At 68.0% G+C, this 14786-nt stretch carries 13 protein-coding genes and 1 riboswitch; of the genes, 11 read left to right on the top strand and 2 right to left on the bottom strand.

The window, feature by feature from the left end; all coding sequences use genetic code 11:
- Nucleotides 1-25: 25 nt before the first annotated feature.
- Genes ACI766_RS27010 through ACI766_RS27000 form a run of 3 tightly spaced genes read left to right on the top strand, consistent with a single transcriptional unit; the run spans nt 26 to nt 3664 of the window.
- Nucleotides 26-1705 (top strand): 5-guanidino-2-oxopentanoate decarboxylase, encoded by a 1680-nt coding sequence (locus ACI766_RS27010; RefSeq protein WP_003146313.1) that lies wholly within the window; start codon nt 26-28, stop codon nt 1703-1705.
- A 22-nt stretch (nt 1706-1727) separates the two neighbouring features.
- The gene (aruH, locus tag ACI766_RS27005; RefSeq protein ID WP_003146311.1) at nt 1728-2909 is read left to right on the top strand and encodes an arginine--pyruvate transaminase AruH; all 1182 of its coding nucleotides are present in this window, start codon (nt 1728-1730) and stop codon (nt 2907-2909) included.
- Nucleotides 2910-2959: 50 nt separating this feature from the next.
- Nucleotides 2960-3664, top strand: coding sequence for an NAD(P)H-dependent oxidoreductase (locus tag ACI766_RS27000; RefSeq protein WP_003102071.1), 705 nt, complete (start codon nt 2960-2962; stop codon nt 3662-3664).
- A 65-nt stretch (nt 3665-3729) separates the two neighbouring features.
- Here ACI766_RS27000 and opmH read toward each other — a convergent pair whose 3' ends face one another.
- The gene (gene opmH, locus ACI766_RS26995) at nt 3730-5178 is read right to left on the bottom strand and encodes an efflux transporter outer membrane subunit OpmH (RefSeq protein ID WP_009877184.1); all 1449 of its coding nucleotides are present in this window, start codon (nt 5176-5178) and stop codon (nt 3730-3732) included.
- A gap of 229 nt (nt 5179-5407) precedes the next feature.
- Nucleotides 5408-5544, top strand: a riboswitch (TPP riboswitch).
- 89 nt (nt 5545-5633) lie between these two features.
- On the opposite strand from opmH, the gene thiC reads away from it, so the two are divergent.
- A complete protein-coding gene (gene thiC, locus ACI766_RS26990; RefSeq protein ID WP_003095696.1) occupies nt 5634-7517 on the top strand; it encodes a phosphomethylpyrimidine synthase ThiC in 1884 nt (627 codons plus the stop codon).
- A 53-nt stretch (nt 7518-7570) separates the two neighbouring features.
- Here thiC and ACI766_RS26985 read toward each other — a convergent pair whose 3' ends face one another.
- A complete protein-coding gene (locus tag ACI766_RS26985) occupies nt 7571-8317 on the bottom strand; it encodes an RsiV family protein (protein WP_058010649.1) in 747 nt (248 codons plus the stop codon).
- Nucleotides 8318-8559: 242 nt separating this feature from the next.
- Here ACI766_RS26985 and ACI766_RS26980 point away from each other — a divergent pair, with 242 nt between their 5' ends.
- The 7 genes from ACI766_RS26980 (at nt 8560) to ACI766_RS26950 (ending at nt 14785) form a co-directional block, all read left to right on the top strand.
- The gene (locus ACI766_RS26980; protein ID WP_003095694.1) at nt 8560-9177 is read left to right on the top strand and encodes an NUDIX domain-containing protein; all 618 of its coding nucleotides are present in this window, start codon (nt 8560-8562) and stop codon (nt 9175-9177) included.
- Entirely contained in the window at nt 9168-9626 is a 459-nt protein-coding gene (locus ACI766_RS26975; protein WP_003102067.1) for a DUF1249 domain-containing protein, read from the top strand. The genes ACI766_RS26980 and ACI766_RS26975 overlap by 10 nt, the downstream gene beginning before the upstream one ends.
- 153 nt (nt 9627-9779) lie before the next feature.
- Entirely contained in the window at nt 9780-10598 is an 819-nt protein-coding gene (gene cpdA / locus ACI766_RS26970) for a 3',5'-cyclic-AMP phosphodiesterase (protein ID WP_003102066.1), read from the top strand.
- Nucleotides 10599-10729: 131 nt separating this feature from the next.
- The gene (locus tag ACI766_RS26965; RefSeq protein ID WP_003102064.1) at nt 10730-11350 is read left to right on the top strand and encodes a YqiA/YcfP family alpha/beta fold hydrolase; all 621 of its coding nucleotides are present in this window, start codon (nt 10730-10732) and stop codon (nt 11348-11350) included.
- A gap of 11 nt (nt 11351-11361) precedes the next feature.
- Nucleotides 11362-13251 (top strand): DNA topoisomerase IV subunit B, encoded by a 1890-nt coding sequence (gene parE / locus ACI766_RS26960; protein ID WP_003102062.1) that lies wholly within the window; start codon nt 11362-11364, stop codon nt 13249-13251.
- Nucleotides 13251-14264 (top strand): esterase-like activity of phytase family protein, encoded by a 1014-nt coding sequence (locus ACI766_RS26955; RefSeq protein ID WP_003121164.1) that lies wholly within the window; start codon nt 13251-13253, stop codon nt 14262-14264. The genes parE and ACI766_RS26955 overlap by 1 nt, the downstream gene beginning before the upstream one ends.
- On the top strand, nt 14261-14785 hold the full coding sequence (locus ACI766_RS26950; protein ID WP_003113919.1) for a TIGR02281 family clan AA aspartic protease: 525 nt from the start codon (nt 14261-14263) through the stop codon (nt 14783-14785). The genes ACI766_RS26955 and ACI766_RS26950 overlap by 4 nt, the downstream gene beginning before the upstream one ends.
- Nucleotide 14786 lies beyond the last annotated feature (1 nt).

Raw genomic sequence — 14786 nt, 5'->3', positions numbered from 1 at the left:
ACGGCTCCCCCTCCCGCTTGTGGGAATGGGAGCAAGAGCGCTGCGGCGCGAACGGCGACTCCGATGGTCGCCGAACTGGACGAGGATATTGCCCATGCAACCACAGAAGACCCTCACCGCCGGCCAGGCCCTGGTCCGCTTGCTGGCCAACTACGGCGTGGATACCGTTTTCGGCATCCCCGGCGTGCATACCCTGGAGCTGTACCGCGGACTTCCGGGCAGCGGCATCCGCCACGTGCTGACCCGCCACGAGCAGGGCGCCGGCTTCATGGCCGACGGTTATGCGCGGGTCAGCGGCAAGCCGGGAGTGTGCTTCGTCATCACCGGGCCGGGCGTGACCAACGTCGCCACCGCCATCGGCCAGGCCTACGCCGACTCGGTGCCGCTGCTGGTGATTTCCAGCGTCAACCACAGCGCCAGCCTGGGCAAGGGCTGGGGCTGCCTGCACGAGACCCAGGACCAGCGTGCCATGACCGCGCCGATCACTGCCTTCTCCGCCCTGGCCTTGAGCCCGGAACAGCTGCCCGAACTGATCGCCCGGGCCTACGCGGTGTTCGACAGCGAGCGTCCGCGCCCGGTGCATATCTCGATCCCGCTCGACGTGCTTGCCGCGCCGGTGGCCCATGACTGGAGCGCTGCCGTGGCGCGCCGCCCTGGTCGTGGTGTGCCGTGCAGCGAGGCATTGCGGGCGGCGGCGGAGCGCCTGGCTGCGGCCCGGCGACCAATGCTCATCGCCGGCGGCGGCGCGCTGGCGGCCGGCGATGCGCTTGCCGCGCTGAGCGAGCGCCTGGCCGCGCCGCTGTTCACCAGCGTCGCCGGCAAGGGCCTGCTGCCGCCGGACGCGCCGCTCAACGCCGGGGCCAGCCTGTGCGTAGCGCCGGGCTGGGAGATGATCGCCGAGGCCGACCTGGTGCTGGCGGTGGGCACCGAGATGGCCGACACCGACTTCTGGCGCGAACGCCTGCCGCTGTCCGGCGAACTGATCCGCGTCGATATCGACCCGCGCAAGTTCAACGACTTCTATCCCTCTGCCGTAGCGCTCAGGGGCGATGCCCGGCAGACCCTTGAGGCGCTGCTGGCGCGCCTGCCGCAGGAGGCCCGCGACGCCGCGCCGGCCGCCGCGAGGGTGGCGCGCCTGCGCGCGGAGATCCGCGCGGCACACGCGCCGCTGCAGGCGCTGCACCAGGCGATCCTCGACCGGATCGCCGCCGCGCTGCCGGCCGATGCGTTCGTCAGCACCGACATGACCCAACTGGCCTATACCGGCAACTACGCGTTCGCCAGCCGAGCGCCGCGCAGCTGGCTGCATCCCACCGGCTACGGCACCCTCGGCTACGGCCTGCCGGCCGGCATCGGCGCCAAGCTCGGCGCCCCGCAGCGCCCGGGCCTGGTGCTGGTCGGCGATGGCGGCTTCCTCTACACCGCGCAGGAACTGGCCACCGCCAGCGAGGAACTGGACAGTCCGCTGGTGGTGCTACTGTGGAACAACGACGCGCTCGGCCAGATCCGCGACGACATGCTCGGCCTGGACATCGAGCCGGTCGGCGTGCTGCCGCGCAACCCCGACTTCGCCCTGCTGGGCCGCGCCTACGGTTGCGCGGTGCGCCAGCCGCAGGACCTGGACGAACTGGAGCGCGACCTGCGCGCCGGCTTCGGGCAGCCCGGCGTGACCCTGATCGAACTGCGGCACGCCTGCGCGCGCTGACCGCCGGACAAGGAGAGCATCCATGCGCTATTCCGACTTCACTCAACGTATCGCCGGCGACGGCGCCGCTGCCTGGGACATCCACTATCGCGCGCTGGCGCGGGTCGAGCAGGGCGAGGAAATCCTCCTGCTGTCGGTCGGCGACCCCGACTTCGAGACCCCGGCGCCCATCGTCCAGGCGGCCATCGACAGCCTGCTGGCCGGCAACACCCACTACGCCGACGTGCGCGGCAAGCGCGCCCTGCGCCAGCGCATCGCCGAGCGCCACCGGCGGCGCAGCGGCCAGGCGGTGGACGCGGAGCAGGTGGTGGTGCTGGCAGGTGCCCAATGCGCGCTGTACGCGGTGGTGCAGTGCCTGCTGAATCCGGGCGACGAGGTGATAGTCGCCGAGCCGATGTACGTCACCTACGAAGCGGTGTTCGGCGCCTGTGGCGCGCGGGTGGTGCCGGTGCCGGTGCGCTCCGAGAATGGCTTCCGCGTGCAGGCCGAGGAGGTCGCCGCACTGATCACCCCGCGCACGCGCGCGATGGCGCTGAACAGCCCGCACAACCCGTCCGGCGCCAGCCTGCCGCGGGCCACCTGGGAAGCCCTGGCCGAGCTGTGCATGGCCCATGACCTGTGGATGATCTCCGACGAGGTCTACAGCGAACTGCTGTTCGACGGCGAGCACGTCAGCCCGGCCAGCCTGCCGGGGATGGCCGACCGTACCGCGACCCTCAACAGCCTGTCGAAATCCCACGCCATGACCGGCTGGCGGGTCGGCTGGGTGGTCGGTCCCGCAGCACTCTGCGCGCACCTGGAGAACCTCGCCCTGTGCATGCTCTATGGCTCGCCGGAATTCATCCAGGATGCCGCCTGCACCGCGCTGGAAGCGCCGCTGCCGGAGTTGGAGGCGATGCGCGAGGCCTACCGCCGCCGCCGCGACCTGGTAATCGAGTGCCTGGCCGACAGCCCCGGCCTGCGTCCACTACGCCCGGACGGCGGCATGTTCGTGATGGTCGACATCCGTCCCACCGGACTTTCCGCCCAGGCCTTCGCCGACCGCCTGCTGGACCGCCATGGCGTATCGGTGCTCGCCGGCGAAGCCTTCGGCCCGAGCGCCGCCGGTCACATCCGCCTCGGCCTGGTGTTGGGCGCCGAACCGCTGCGCGAAGCCTGTCGGCGCATTGCGCTGTGCGCCGCCGAGTTGCTCGGCCAGGCCTGAACCCCTCGGCCGCGAGCGATGCGGCCGGTCACCACGATTCGGAAACCACGATGAACGTACTGATCGTCCACGCCCACAACGAACCGCAATCCTTCACCCGCGCGCTCTGTGACCAGGCATGCGAGACCCTGGCAGGCCAGGGCCACGCGGTGCAGGTCTCGGATCTCTACGCGATGAACTGGAATCCGGTGGCCAGTGCCGCCGACTTCGCCGAGCGCGCCGATCCCGACTACCTGGTGTACGCCCTGGAGCAGCGCGAGAGCGTCAAGCGCCAGAGCCTGGCCGCCGACATCCAGGCCGAGCTGGACAAGCTGCTGTGGGCCGACCTGCTGATCCTCAACTTTCCGATCTACTGGTTCTCGGTGCCGGCGATCCTCAAGGGGTGGTTCGACCGGGTACTGGTGTCCGGGGTCTGCTATGGCGGCAAGCGCTTCTACGACCAGGGTGGCCTGGCCGGCAAGAAGGCGCTGGTCAGCCTGACCCTGGGCGGGCGCCAGCACATGTTCGGCGAGGGTGCCATCCACGGACCGCTGGAGGACATGCTGCGGCCGATCCTGCGCGGCACCCTGGCCTATGTCGGCATGCAGGTGCTGGAGCCCTTCGTCGCCTGGCACGTGCCATACATCAGCGAGGAAGCGCGCGGCAACTTCCTGCGCGCCTACCGGGCGCGGCTGGAAAATCTCGAGCAGGATGTACCCCTGCGGTTCCCGCGGCTGGAGCAGTTCGACGCGCTGCTCCAGCCGCTGGCGCGCTGACCCGGGCGACGCGCGCCAGGCCAGTCAAGCGAAGACGCCCCCGACCGGGGGCGTCTTGGCTCGTGCTAGTACTGCTGGCGCGGCTTGCTCTGTAACTGCTCGGAGGCGGCCTTGGCCAGGTCCGGCGGGAGGAAGTCCTTGTCCGGATCGTAGTCCTGCTTCAGGTAGGCGCTGAGCGCCTCCAGGTCGGCCGGGCTGAGGGTGCCGGCCGCCTGCTTCAGGCGCAGGGTATCGAGGATGTAGTCGTAGCGGCTGTTGTTGTAGTCGCGCACGGCGGCGTACAGCTGGCGCTGGGCGTTGAGCACGTCGACGATGTTGCGGGTGCCGACCTGGTAGCCGATCTCGGTGGCTTCCAGCGAACTCTGGTTGGAGATGATCGCCTGGCGCCGCGCCTGGACCTGCTCGACGTCGGTATTCACCGCGCGGTGCAGGTTGCGGGTATCCTGCACCACCTGGCGGCGCTGGCCTTCGCGGGATTGCTCGCTCTGGTTGAGGCGCTGGTAGGACTCGCGGACCTGGGAGGAGGTCAGGCCGCCGCTGTAGATCGGGATGTTCAGTTCCAGGCCAATGCTGCGCTCGTCGACATACTTGCCATAGTGCACCAGCGGATTGGCGGCGCTGTTGGCGAAGCCGAGGGCGTCGTTGTCGCCCTTCTGGTACTGGGCCACGGCATCGAGGGTCGGCAGGTGCCCGGCCTTGCGCTGGCGGAGGGTTTCCTCGGCGGCGTTGACCGCGTAGTTGCTGGCCAGCAGGCGCAGGTTCTGCTGCACCGCGGTGTCGACCCAGGCCTTGGCGTCGTTCGGCGCCGGCGGCACCACCGGCAGGGTGTGGCGCATGCCCTCGATGGCGCTGTAGTCGCGGTTGGTCAGGGTCACCAGGGCCTGGAAGGCATCGTCCACGCGCTGTTCGGCGATCAACCGGTTGGCGCGGGCGGTGTCGTAGCTGGCCTGGGCCTCGAGCACGTCGGTCTTGTCGGAAAGGCCCACGTCGAAGCGCTCGTTGGCCTGGTCCAGCTGGCGCTTGAAGGCGGCTTCCTCGGCCTTGCTGGTGGCCAGGTTGTCCTGGGCGCGGAGCACCGTGAAGTAGGTCTCGGCGCTGCGCAGGATCAGGTCCTGCTGGGTCGCGGAGAATTCCAGCCGGGCCTGGTCGCTGGTTTCCTTGGCGGCCTGCCACTGGAACCAGCGGTCGGCGCGGAACAACGGCTGGCTGAGGGTGGCCTGGACGACCTGGCTGTTGCGCTTGACGGTCGCCGGACGCTCGTCGAATGCGATCCGGGTGTCTCCGACGCGGGCGCCGGCGCCGAGTTGCGGCAGCAGGCCGGCGCGGGCCTGGGGCACCACTTCCTTGCGCGCCAGGTAGTCGGCCTGGGCGGCGGCGAGGTCGGCGTTGTTGTCGACGGCTTCCTTGTAGACGCTGATCAGGTCGGTCTTGGTCGGCAGCGGGGTCGGCTGGGCGGCCCAGGCGACACCGGTAGCAGCGGCCACGGCGGCCGCCAGGGAGAGTCTGCGCAGCATTCGTTCGTCCTGGAAAAGATGCGAGGTGGGGCAAGGCTAAGGTCGCTACCGGTGGCGGTCAAGGCACCTGCGCGGCAACTGATCGAAGAGCCAGTCCGGATCGATGTGCCGGCGAACGTGCGGGGATCTGCGTCTTCCCTGGCGAGAGGGCGCCGGACTGGACCATGACTGCCGGTCGGGCGGGGCGTTTTCCCGTTGGCGTATCCCGCCGGTGTTGATTAGACTGCCGGGGTTCTTGTCGGGGTGCCCTATACGAGGGGCTGAGATCGGATAGTTCCGGATCCCGTTGAACCTGATCGGGCTAGCGTCCGGTTCCGCCTCGCGCGGACCGCAGCAACCCGCGTAGGGAACAAGATGTCCGCGCCATGCCTGCCTTGCCGGCGCGTCCTTCTCGCCACCAGTCCCGGTGGCCCCGCGTGCCAGGTTCTCCCGACAATCACCCAGGAGAGCCATCGATGAGCGCAACGCAGAAGAACAACATCACCCGCCTTGAGCAGCTCGACCGCCAGTCGACGCAGCCTTTCCCGAACTCGCGCAAGGTCTACCTGACCGGCTCGCGCCCGGACATCCGCGTCCCGGTGCGGGAAATCTCCCTCGCCGACACCCCCACCGCCTTCGGCGGCGAAAAAAACCCGCCGGTGTTCGTCTACGACACCTCCGGCCCGTATACCGACCCTGAGGTCCGCATCGACCTGCGCAAGGGCCTGCCTGACGTGCGTTCGCGCTGGATCGACGAGCGCGGCGACACCGAGATCCTCCCCGGCCTGACCTCCGAGTTCGGCCAGGCCCGCCTGGCCGACGCCAGCCTCGACGCCCTGCGCTTCGCCCACGTGCGCACGCCGCGCCGGGCCAAGCCGGGCGCCAACGTCTCGCAGATGCACTACGCGAAGAAAGGCATCATCACCCCGGAGATGGAATACATTGCCATCCGCGAGAACATGAAGCTGCAGGAAGCCCGGGCCGCCGGCCTGCTCGACCAGCAGCACCCGGGGCACAGCTTCGGTGCCAACATCCCGAAGGAAATCACCCCCGAGTTCGTCCGCGAGGAAGTCGCCCGCGGCCGCGCGATCATTCCGGCGAACATCAACCACACCGAGCTTGAGCCGATGATCATCGGCCGCAACTTCCTGGTGAAGATCAACGGCAACATCGGCAACAGCGCGCTGGGCTCCTCGATCGAGGAAGAAGTGGAGAAGCTCACCTGGGGTATCCGCTGGGGCGCCGACACGGTGATGGACCTGTCCACCGGCAAGCACATCCATGAAACCCGCGAGTGGATCCTGCGCAACAGCCCGGTACCGATCGGCACCGTACCGATCTACCAGGCGCTGGAGAAGGTCAACGGCGTCGCCGAGGACCTGACCTGGGAAATCTTCCGCGACACCCTGATCGAACAGGCCGAGCAGGGCGTCGACTACTTCACCATCCACGCCGGCGTGCTGCTGCGCTATGTGCCGCTGACCGCCAAGCGGGTCACCGGCATCGTTTCCCGCGGCGGCTCGATCATGGCCAAGTGGTGCCTGGCGCACCACCAGGAGAACTTCCTCTACACGCATTTCGAAGAGATCTGCGAAATCATGAAGGCCTACGACGTCAGCTTCTCGCTGGGCGATGGCCTGCGTCCGGGCTCGGTGGCCGACGCCAACGACGCCGCCCAGTTCGGCGAGCTGGAAACCCTCGGCGAGCTGACCAAGATCGCCTGGAAGCACGATGTGCAGGTGATGATCGAAGGTCCCGGCCACGTGCCGATGCAATTGATCAAGGAAAACATGGACAAGCAGCTGGAGTGCTGTGACGAGGCGCCGTTCTACACCCTCGGCCCGCTGACCACCGACATCGCCCCCGGCTACGACCACATCACCTCCGGCATCGGCGCGGCGATGATCGGCTGGTTCGGCTGCGCCATGCTCTGCTACGTCACGCCCAAGGAGCACCTGGGTCTGCCGAACAAGGATGATGTGAAGACCGGGATCATCACCTACAAGATCGCCGCCCATGCCGCCGACCTCGCCAAGGGCCACCCGGGCGCGCAGATCCGCGACAACGCGCTGTCCAAGGCGCGCTTCGAGTTCCGTTGGGAGGACCAGTTCAACCTTGGCCTGGACCCGGACACCGCGCGGGCGTTCCATGACGAGACCCTGCCGAAGGACTCGGCCAAGGTCGCGCACTTCTGCTCCATGTGCGGACCGAAGTTCTGCTCGATGAAGATCACCCAGGAGGTTCGCGACTACGCCAAGGAGAACGGCCTGTCCGACGAGAGCAAGGCCATCGAGGCCGGCTTCCAGGAGCAGGCGGCGCGCTTCAAGGACGAAGGATCGGTGATCTACAGGCAGGTCTAGGCCGCGCCACGGGGCCCCTCGCCGTGACGAGGGGCTGCGGAGCGTCGGAAGCGTCAGCCGCGGCCGGGGAACAGGTTCGGCTTGACGATGCCGTTCAGGCGCGGATACGGGATCTTCAGTTCGGGGTGGGCATAGGAATACGGCGCGATGGAGTAGGCGTCGTACTTCAGCGTCACCGCGCCGAAGGTCAATGCCACGTGCGGGGTGCGCTGGAACGGCCAGGTCTTCTGGAAATCGGCGTTCTGGTCGAGCTTGTTGGCCAGCAGCCAGGCCTTGTGCGCCAGCTCGGCCTGTTTCCAGAAGGCTTCTTCCTGGCCGGGAACCAGCATGTCCTGCAGGCTCAGCACCTTGTGCTGCCTGCGGTCGTAGTTGATGAAGCCGCGACCGGGCATGCCGTGAGCGCCGCCGGTGAACAGGTAGCTGGAAAGCTCGATGATCACCAGACCGTCATGTTGTTCGCGCACCTTGGCTTGCAGGTAGCTGCTCCAGCCCGGCTCGGCGCTGTCCAGGAACTGCCGCTCGTAGGCCGCCAGCGATGCCGGCAGGGGTGTTTCGTTGTTTTCCCGGGTCATTTCCAGCAGGGCGCGCTCGACGATCGGGTCCAACTGCGGTTCGTCGGGGAACTTCAAGGTGTCGATGTTTACCAAGGGACACTGTTCGCCCTGACAGCCGGGCTTCAGGTGCTCGCTGGCGAGGCGCTCGGTGGGCAGCGGGTCGTCGAGGCCGGGCTTGAAGAGGCTCTGGCAGGCGCTCAGCAGAACGACCAGGCTGCCGAGGGCGGCGAATTTCAGAAGGCGCATGGGATTCCTTTTGCGACGGTGGATGGGCGGGCTCGAAGCGTCGACCAGTCCGTTTCGACCCTGGCGTCGCGCTTGAGTTCGGCCCGCGCAAACCCCAAGTATGGCCTAGCCGTGGCCGGGAAACACGCCCGTGCGGCGAGCGCCACGAAGTTTTCCCGAGCTGTCCTGAAAGTGGCTGCGCCCTGCGCCGGGCCGCGATAGGATGGCGCGAAACCCACATACCCGAGTGAAGTGAGTCGAGGATGTCCGAAACCTTCAAACCCGCCCCCGGTGACGTCGAGCTCGTGCAGCGCGAGGAATGCTTCCGCGGCTTCTATCGTCTCGATCGCCTGCGCCTGCGGCATCGCCAGTTCGACGGCAGCATGGGCCGGGAAATCAGTCGGGAACTGTTCGTCCGCCATGACGCGGTCTGCGTGCTGCCCTACGACCCGCAGCGCGATTGCGTGGTGCTCATCGAGCAATTCCGCGTCGGGGCGATGCAGAAGCTCGCCAACCCCTGGCTGCTGGAGCTGGTCGCCGGCCTGATCGACAAGGACGAGCAACCGGAGGAAGTGGCCCATCGCGAGGCGATGGAGGAGGCCGGGCTGACTCTCGGTGCGCTCTGGCCGATAACCCAGTACCTGCCGTCGCCGGGCGGCACCGACGAAGTGGTGCACCTGTTCGTCGGCCGTTGCGACAGCGAAGGCGTCGGCGGCGTGCATGGCTTGCCGGAGGAGGGCGAGGACATCCGCGTCCACGTCTGGCCGTTGGAAGATGCGCTGCAGGCCGTGCGCGACGGGCGGATCAACAACGCGGCGAGCATCATCGCCCTGCAGTGGCTGGCCCTGAACCGGGCCGAGGTGCGTGGGCTATGGGCCTGAACCTGCTGCGCGAGCGCTACCGGGTCGACCTGGCCAGCCTGCAGGCGACCTGCGAAGCGAACTACGCGCGGCTCATGCGCCTGCTCCCGGACATGCGCGAGGCGCAGGCCTCGCGCCGGGTCGCGCTGAGCGAAGGGGAGCGGCTGCTCGGCGTACTTGCGCTGGAAGTGACCGAGGCCTGCCCCTACACCACCACCCTTCAGGTGCGCCAGGAACTGGGCCTGCCCTGGTTGCCGGCGCCGCGGCTGGAAGTGCGGGTCTACCACGATGCGCGGATGGCCGAGGTGATCGGCGCCGAACAGGCGCGGCGGCTGATGGCGATCTATCCCTACCCGAACCAGGCGATGCACCAGCCCGACGAGAAGAACCAGCTCAACCTGTTCCTCGGCGAGTGGCTCGCCCATTGCCTGGCCTGCGGCCACGAAATGGAGCCGGTGGCCCAGCGCTGAGCGGTTGCAGGCAAAAGGCCAGTTGAATGACATCAAGCCAAAAGTAGTCCTCGCAACTGTGATCTGTTCCGCTTTCCGGGTTTGCCGCCACTTTCGTCGGTCACCATAATCATCCCTTTCACCGCGGACGCCTCGCCTTCAGGAGACGGCCCCTTGTCACGCCATTCGAACACTCCCGCCACCGACGCCTCCGTACTGCTGGTGCAGCTCTCGGACAGCCACCTGTTCGCCGAGGATGGCGCGCGCCTGCTTGGCATGGATACCGCCCATAGCCTGGAGAAGGTGGTCGAGCGGGTCGCCCGGGAGCAGCCGCGGATCGACCTGATTCTCGCCACCGGCGACGTCTCCCAGGACGGCAGCCTCGATTCCTACACACGCTTCCGCAGGTTGAGCGCCCCCCTGGACGCGCCGTTGCGCTGGTTCGCCGGTAACCACGACGAACGCGAGCCGATGCAAAGGGCGACCGAGGGCAGCGACCTGCTGGAGCAGGTCGTCGACGTCGGCAACTGGCGCGTGGTGTTGCTCGACTCGAGCATTCCCGGCGCGGTGCCGGGCTATCTCGAGGAGGATCAGCTGGAGCTGCTGCGGCGCGCCATCGACAGCGCCGGCGAACGCTTCCTGCTGGTTTCCTTCCATCACCACCCGGTGCCGATCGGCAGCGACTGGATGGATCCCATCGGCCTGCGCAACCCGCAGGCGCTGTTCGACCTGCTGGCGCCCTATCCGCAGGTACGCTGCCTGCTGTGGGGGCACATTCACCAGGAGTTCGACCGCCAGCGCGGCCCGCTGCGCCTGCTGGCTTCGCCGTCCACCTGCGTACAGTTCGCCCCCGGTAGCAGCGACTTCACCCTCGACCGCCTGGCGCCGGGCTACCGCTGGTTGCGCCTGCACGACGACGGGCGCCTGGAAACGGGGATCTCGCGGGTCGACGACGTCGTCTTCGAAGTGGACTACGACACCGCCGGATACTGACATGCCCCCGGTCGCGGGATACCGCGGCCACGTGCGTCGTTGCCGATCGGCGCGCAGGCTGGAAGATGAAGCCTGGAAGCTGTTACCGTTCGGCTTTCCCTACCGAGTTGAAGCCCATTAGCCCGTTCCCGATGACCGCGACCAGCCCATCCCTGCTGTATATCCACGGCTTCAACAGTTCGCCCGAATCGCACAAGGCGCGTCAGCTGCAGGCGGCCTTCGGCCACTTGGGCCTGGCCGAAGGCCTGCGCGTCCCGGCCCTGCACCATCACCCACGGCAGGCTATCGCCCAGTTGGAGCGGGCCATTGCCGAGCTCGGGCGACCGGTGCTGGTCGGCAGCTCCCTGGGTGGCTACTATGCGACCCATTTGGCGGAGCGCCATGGCCTGGCGGCGATCCTGGTCAATCCGGCGGTCGCCCCGCATCGCTCCTTCGACGGCTACCTGGGCGCGCAGACCAACCACTACAGCGGCGAGACCTGGGAACTCACCGAGGACCACGTGGCGGCGTTGGCCGAACTGGAAGTCACGCACCTGCAACGTCCCGAACGCTACCAGGTATGGCTGCAGACCGCCGACGAAACCCTCGATTATCGCGTCGCGCAGGCCTTCTACCGAGCCTGCGCGCTACGTATCCAGGCCGGCGGCGACCACGGTTTCCAGGGCTTCGCCCGGCACCTGCCGGCGCTGCTGGCGTTCGCCGGCTACCCGTCGGCGCTGTGGCGCGACACCGACTTTTCGACTTTTGACTGAATAGAGACCCCATGGCTACTTACAACGCAGACGCCATCGAAGTCCTTTCCGGCCTCGACCCGGTGCGCAAGCGCCCGGGGATGTACACCGACACCACCCGCCCCAACCACCTGGCCCAGGAAGTCATCGACAACAGCGTCGACGAAGCCCTGGCCGGCCACGCGAAGAGCGTGCAGGTGATCCTGCACCAGGACAACTCGCTGGAAGTCATCGACGATGGCCGCGGCATGCCGGTGGACATCCACCCGGAAGAGGGCGTGCCGGGCGTCGAGCTGATCCTTACCAAGCTGCATGCCGGCGGCAAGTTCTCGAACAAGAACTACCAGTTCTCCGGCGGCTTGCACGGGGTCGGCATCTCGGTGGTGAACGCGCTCTCGACCCGGGTCGAGGTACGCGTCAAGCGCGACGCCAACGAGTACCGGATGACCTTCGCCGACGGCTTCAAGGACAGCGATCTGGAAGTCATCGGCACGGTCGGCAAGCGCAATACCGGTACCAGCGTGCATTTCTGGCCGGATCCGAAGTATTTCGATTCGGCGAAGTTCTCGGTCAGCCGCCTCAAGCATGTGCTCAAGGCCAAGGCGGTGCTGTGCCCGGGGCTGAGCGTGGTGTTCGAGGACAAGAACACCGGCGAGCGCGTCGAGTGGCACTTCGAGGACGGCCTGCGCTCCTACCTGACCGACGCGGTCGCCGAGCTGCCGCGCCTGCCCGATGAACCCTTCTGCGGCAACCTCGAAGGTTCCAAGGAAGCGGTGAGCTGGGCCCTGCTGTGGCTGCCCGAGGGCGGTGAGTCGGTGCAGGAAAGCTACGTCAACCTGATTCCCACGGCCCAGGGCGGCACCCATGTGAACGGCCTGCGCCAGGGCCTGCTCGACGCCATGCGCGAGTTCTGCGAGTTCCGCAACCTGTTGCCGCGCGGCGTCAAGCTGGCGCCCGAGGACGTCTGGGAGCGGATCGCCTTCGTCCTCTCGATGAAGATGCAGGAGCCGCAGTTCTCCGGGCAGACCAAGGAGCGCCTGTCGTCCCGCGAGGCGGCGGCGTTCGTCTCGGGCGTGGTGAAGGACGCCTTCAGCCTGTGGCTCAACGAGCACGCCGAGATCGGCCTGCAGTTGGCGGAACTGGCGATCAGCAATGCCGGGCGTCGCCTCAAGGCGGGCAAGAAGGTCGAGCGCAAGAAGATCACCCAGGGGCCGGCGCTGCCCGGCAAACTGGCCGACTGCGCCGGACAGGAACCGATGCGCGCGGAACTGTTCCTGGTCGAGGGCGACTCCGCCGGCGGCTCGGCGAAGCAGGCGCGGGACAAGGAATTCCAGGCGATCATGCCGCTGCGCGGAAAGATCCTGAACACCTGGGAAGTGGACGGCGGCGAGGTGCTCGCCAGCCAGGAGGTCCACGACATCGCGGTAGCCATCGGCGTCGATCCGGGCGCCAGCGACCTGGCTCAGCTGCGCTACGGCAAGATCTGTATCCTCGCGGATGCCGACTCCGACGGCCTGCACATCGCCACGCTGCTCTGCGCGCTGTTCGTCCGCCATTTCCGCCCGCTGGTGGAAGCCGGCCACGTCTACGTGGCGATGCCGCCGCTGTACCGCATCGACCTCGGCAAGGACATCTACTACGCCCTCGACGAAGCCGAGCGCGACGGCATCCTCGAGCGCCTGGCCGCAGAGAAGAAGCGCGGCAAGCCGCAGGTCACCCGCTTCAAGGGCCTTGGCGAAATGAATCCGTTGCAACTGCGCGAGACCACCATGGATCCGAATACCCGGCGGCTGGTCCAGCTCACCCTGGAGGACGCCACCGGTACCCTGGAGATCATGGACATGCTGCTGGCCAAGAAGCGCGCCGGTGACCGCAAGTCCTGGCTGGAAAGCAAGGGCAACCTGGCCGAGGTGCTGGTCTGATGCGCCGCCTGCTGGCCATCCTCGGCCTGTTCGGGGGCCTGGTCCAGGCGGCCGAGGCGCCGCCAGAGCCACCGGTTCCGGCAGCCTTGAGCTTCATCTCCGAACATGCGGTGGAGGGCATGCGCGGCGGCAACCTCTCCGGGCTGGCCTGGTGTGGCGGCGCGCTGTGGACGGTTTCCGACCGCGACGATGACCGCCTGTATCGCCTGCAACCCTCGGCCGAAGGCTCCGACCAGCCCTGGCAGGCCGAGGCCGAGAGTTTCATCGCTCCGACCCCGCCGGACAGCGGGTTGCCCTGGGGCATGAGCACGCGGGTCTGGCTCAGTGGCCTGGTGCGCGGCGGCAACCTCGACTTCGAAGGCATCGCCTGCGATGCCGCCGGCAATCGCTACCTGGTCAGCGAGGCGCACGCGGCGGTCCTGCAACTGCCGGTGAGCGGCGCGCCGAACTGGCTGCGCCTGCCGCCCGGCCTGCTGTCGCAAGCGCGGGCCAGCGGCATGCTGATGAATTTCAACGCGCTGTTCGAAGGGATCGCCGTCGACCCCGAGGGCAAGCGCCTCTGGCTGGCTGCCGAGCGCGAGCGCCGCGGCCTGCTGGTGGCCCACCGCGACAACAGTGCCTGGCGCTGCGAGGGCAGCTGCGTACTGCTCGCCGAGGGCGGCAAGATCGAGCCGCCGCCGGAACTGGGCAGCGCGCGCAAGCTGCCGAAGGATTTCTCCGACCTCGCCTTCTACCGCGGCAAGCTGTTCACCCTGGAGCGCCTGGCGCATCAGATCTGTCGCCGCGACCTGGCCCAGGCCAAGGTCGAGCGCTGCTGGTCGTTCGCCTCGGCGGTCCTGGCGCCGGAGCGTCGCTACGAGCTGCCTTATGGCGTCGCGGAAGCCCTGTCGCTGGACGACAAGGGCGCCTGGCTGGGCATCGACAATGGCGACCATGCGCGCGCCGATGGCGACGTGCGGCCCTTCGTCCTGCGCTTCGCCGCGCCCGCCGGCGGCTGGTTGGGGGACAAGTGACGCAACGGGCGCCCGGTCAGCGGCTGGGACGGATCATGCTGGTGCTGGCCTGGATCGCCGGGCTGGCGCTGGCGACGCGCTATTTCGGCGTCTGGGAAGATCGACAGCGCAACCCGAACCAGGCGCCGCAATCGATCCATGGCGACGGCTACGTCGAGTTGCGCCTGGCCAGCAGCCGGCAGGGCCATTACCTGCTGAACGGGCAGATCAACGGCCAGGGCGTGACCTTCCTGCTCGATACCGGGGCGACCCAGGTGGCGGTGCCGGAAGCCCTGGCGGCAAGACTCGCGCTGGAGCGCGGCGCGCCGATCACCCTGAGCACGGCCAACGGCCGCGCCACGGGCTGGCGCACGCGGCTGGACCAGCTGCAACTCGGCGATATCCGCCTGTCCGGGGTCGCGGCGCTGATTGCGCCGGGCATGGACGGCGATGAGGTGCTACTCGGCATGAGCGCCCTGAAACAACTCGAATTCACCCAGCGCGACGGCACCCTGGTGCTGCGCCAAAACACTTCTCCGTGAG

Source organism: Pseudomonas sp. DL, assembly GCF_047199225.1.
Taxonomy (GTDB): domain Bacteria; phylum Pseudomonadota; class Gammaproteobacteria; order Pseudomonadales; family Pseudomonadaceae; genus Pseudomonas; species Pseudomonas aeruginosa.
This window is presented reverse-complemented; position numbering and strand designations above follow the sequence as displayed.

What these genes read in the sequence shown, in the direction of transcription:
- ACI766_RS26985 (WP_058010649.1), bottom strand. Translation starts at nt 8,317, where the DNA reads ATGCGCCTTCTGAAATTCGCCGCCCTCGGCAGCCTGGTCGTTCTGCTG.
- thiC (WP_003095696.1), top strand. Translation starts at nt 5,634, where the DNA reads ATGAGCGCAACGCAGAAGAACAACATCACCCGCCTTGAGCAGCTCGAC.
- ACI766_RS26975 (WP_003102067.1), top strand. Translation starts at nt 9,168, where the DNA reads ATGGGCCTGAACCTGCTGCGCGAGCGCTACCGGGTCGACCTGGCCAGC.
- ACI766_RS26955 (WP_003121164.1), top strand. Translation starts at nt 13,251, where the DNA reads ATGCGCCGCCTGCTGGCCATCCTCGGCCTGTTCGGGGGCCTGGTCCAG.
- ACI766_RS27000 (WP_003102071.1), top strand. Translation starts at nt 2,960, where the DNA reads ATGAACGTACTGATCGTCCACGCCCACAACGAACCGCAATCCTTCACC.
- ACI766_RS26965 (WP_003102064.1), top strand. Translation starts at nt 10,730, where the DNA reads ATGACCGCGACCAGCCCATCCCTGCTGTATATCCACGGCTTCAACAGT.
- opmH (WP_009877184.1), bottom strand. Translation starts at nt 5,178, where the DNA reads ATGCTGCGCAGACTCTCCCTGGCGGCCGCCGTGGCCGCTGCTACCGGT.
- ACI766_RS27010 (WP_003146313.1), top strand. Translation starts at nt 26, where the DNA reads ATGGGAGCAAGAGCGCTGCGGCGCGAACGGCGACTCCGATGGTCGCCG.
- ACI766_RS26980 (WP_003095694.1), top strand. Translation starts at nt 8,560, where the DNA reads ATGTCCGAAACCTTCAAACCCGCCCCCGGTGACGTCGAGCTCGTGCAG.
- aruH (WP_003146311.1), top strand. Translation starts at nt 1,728, where the DNA reads ATGCGCTATTCCGACTTCACTCAACGTATCGCCGGCGACGGCGCCGCT.
- parE (WP_003102062.1), top strand. Translation starts at nt 11,362, where the DNA reads ATGGCTACTTACAACGCAGACGCCATCGAAGTCCTTTCCGGCCTCGAC.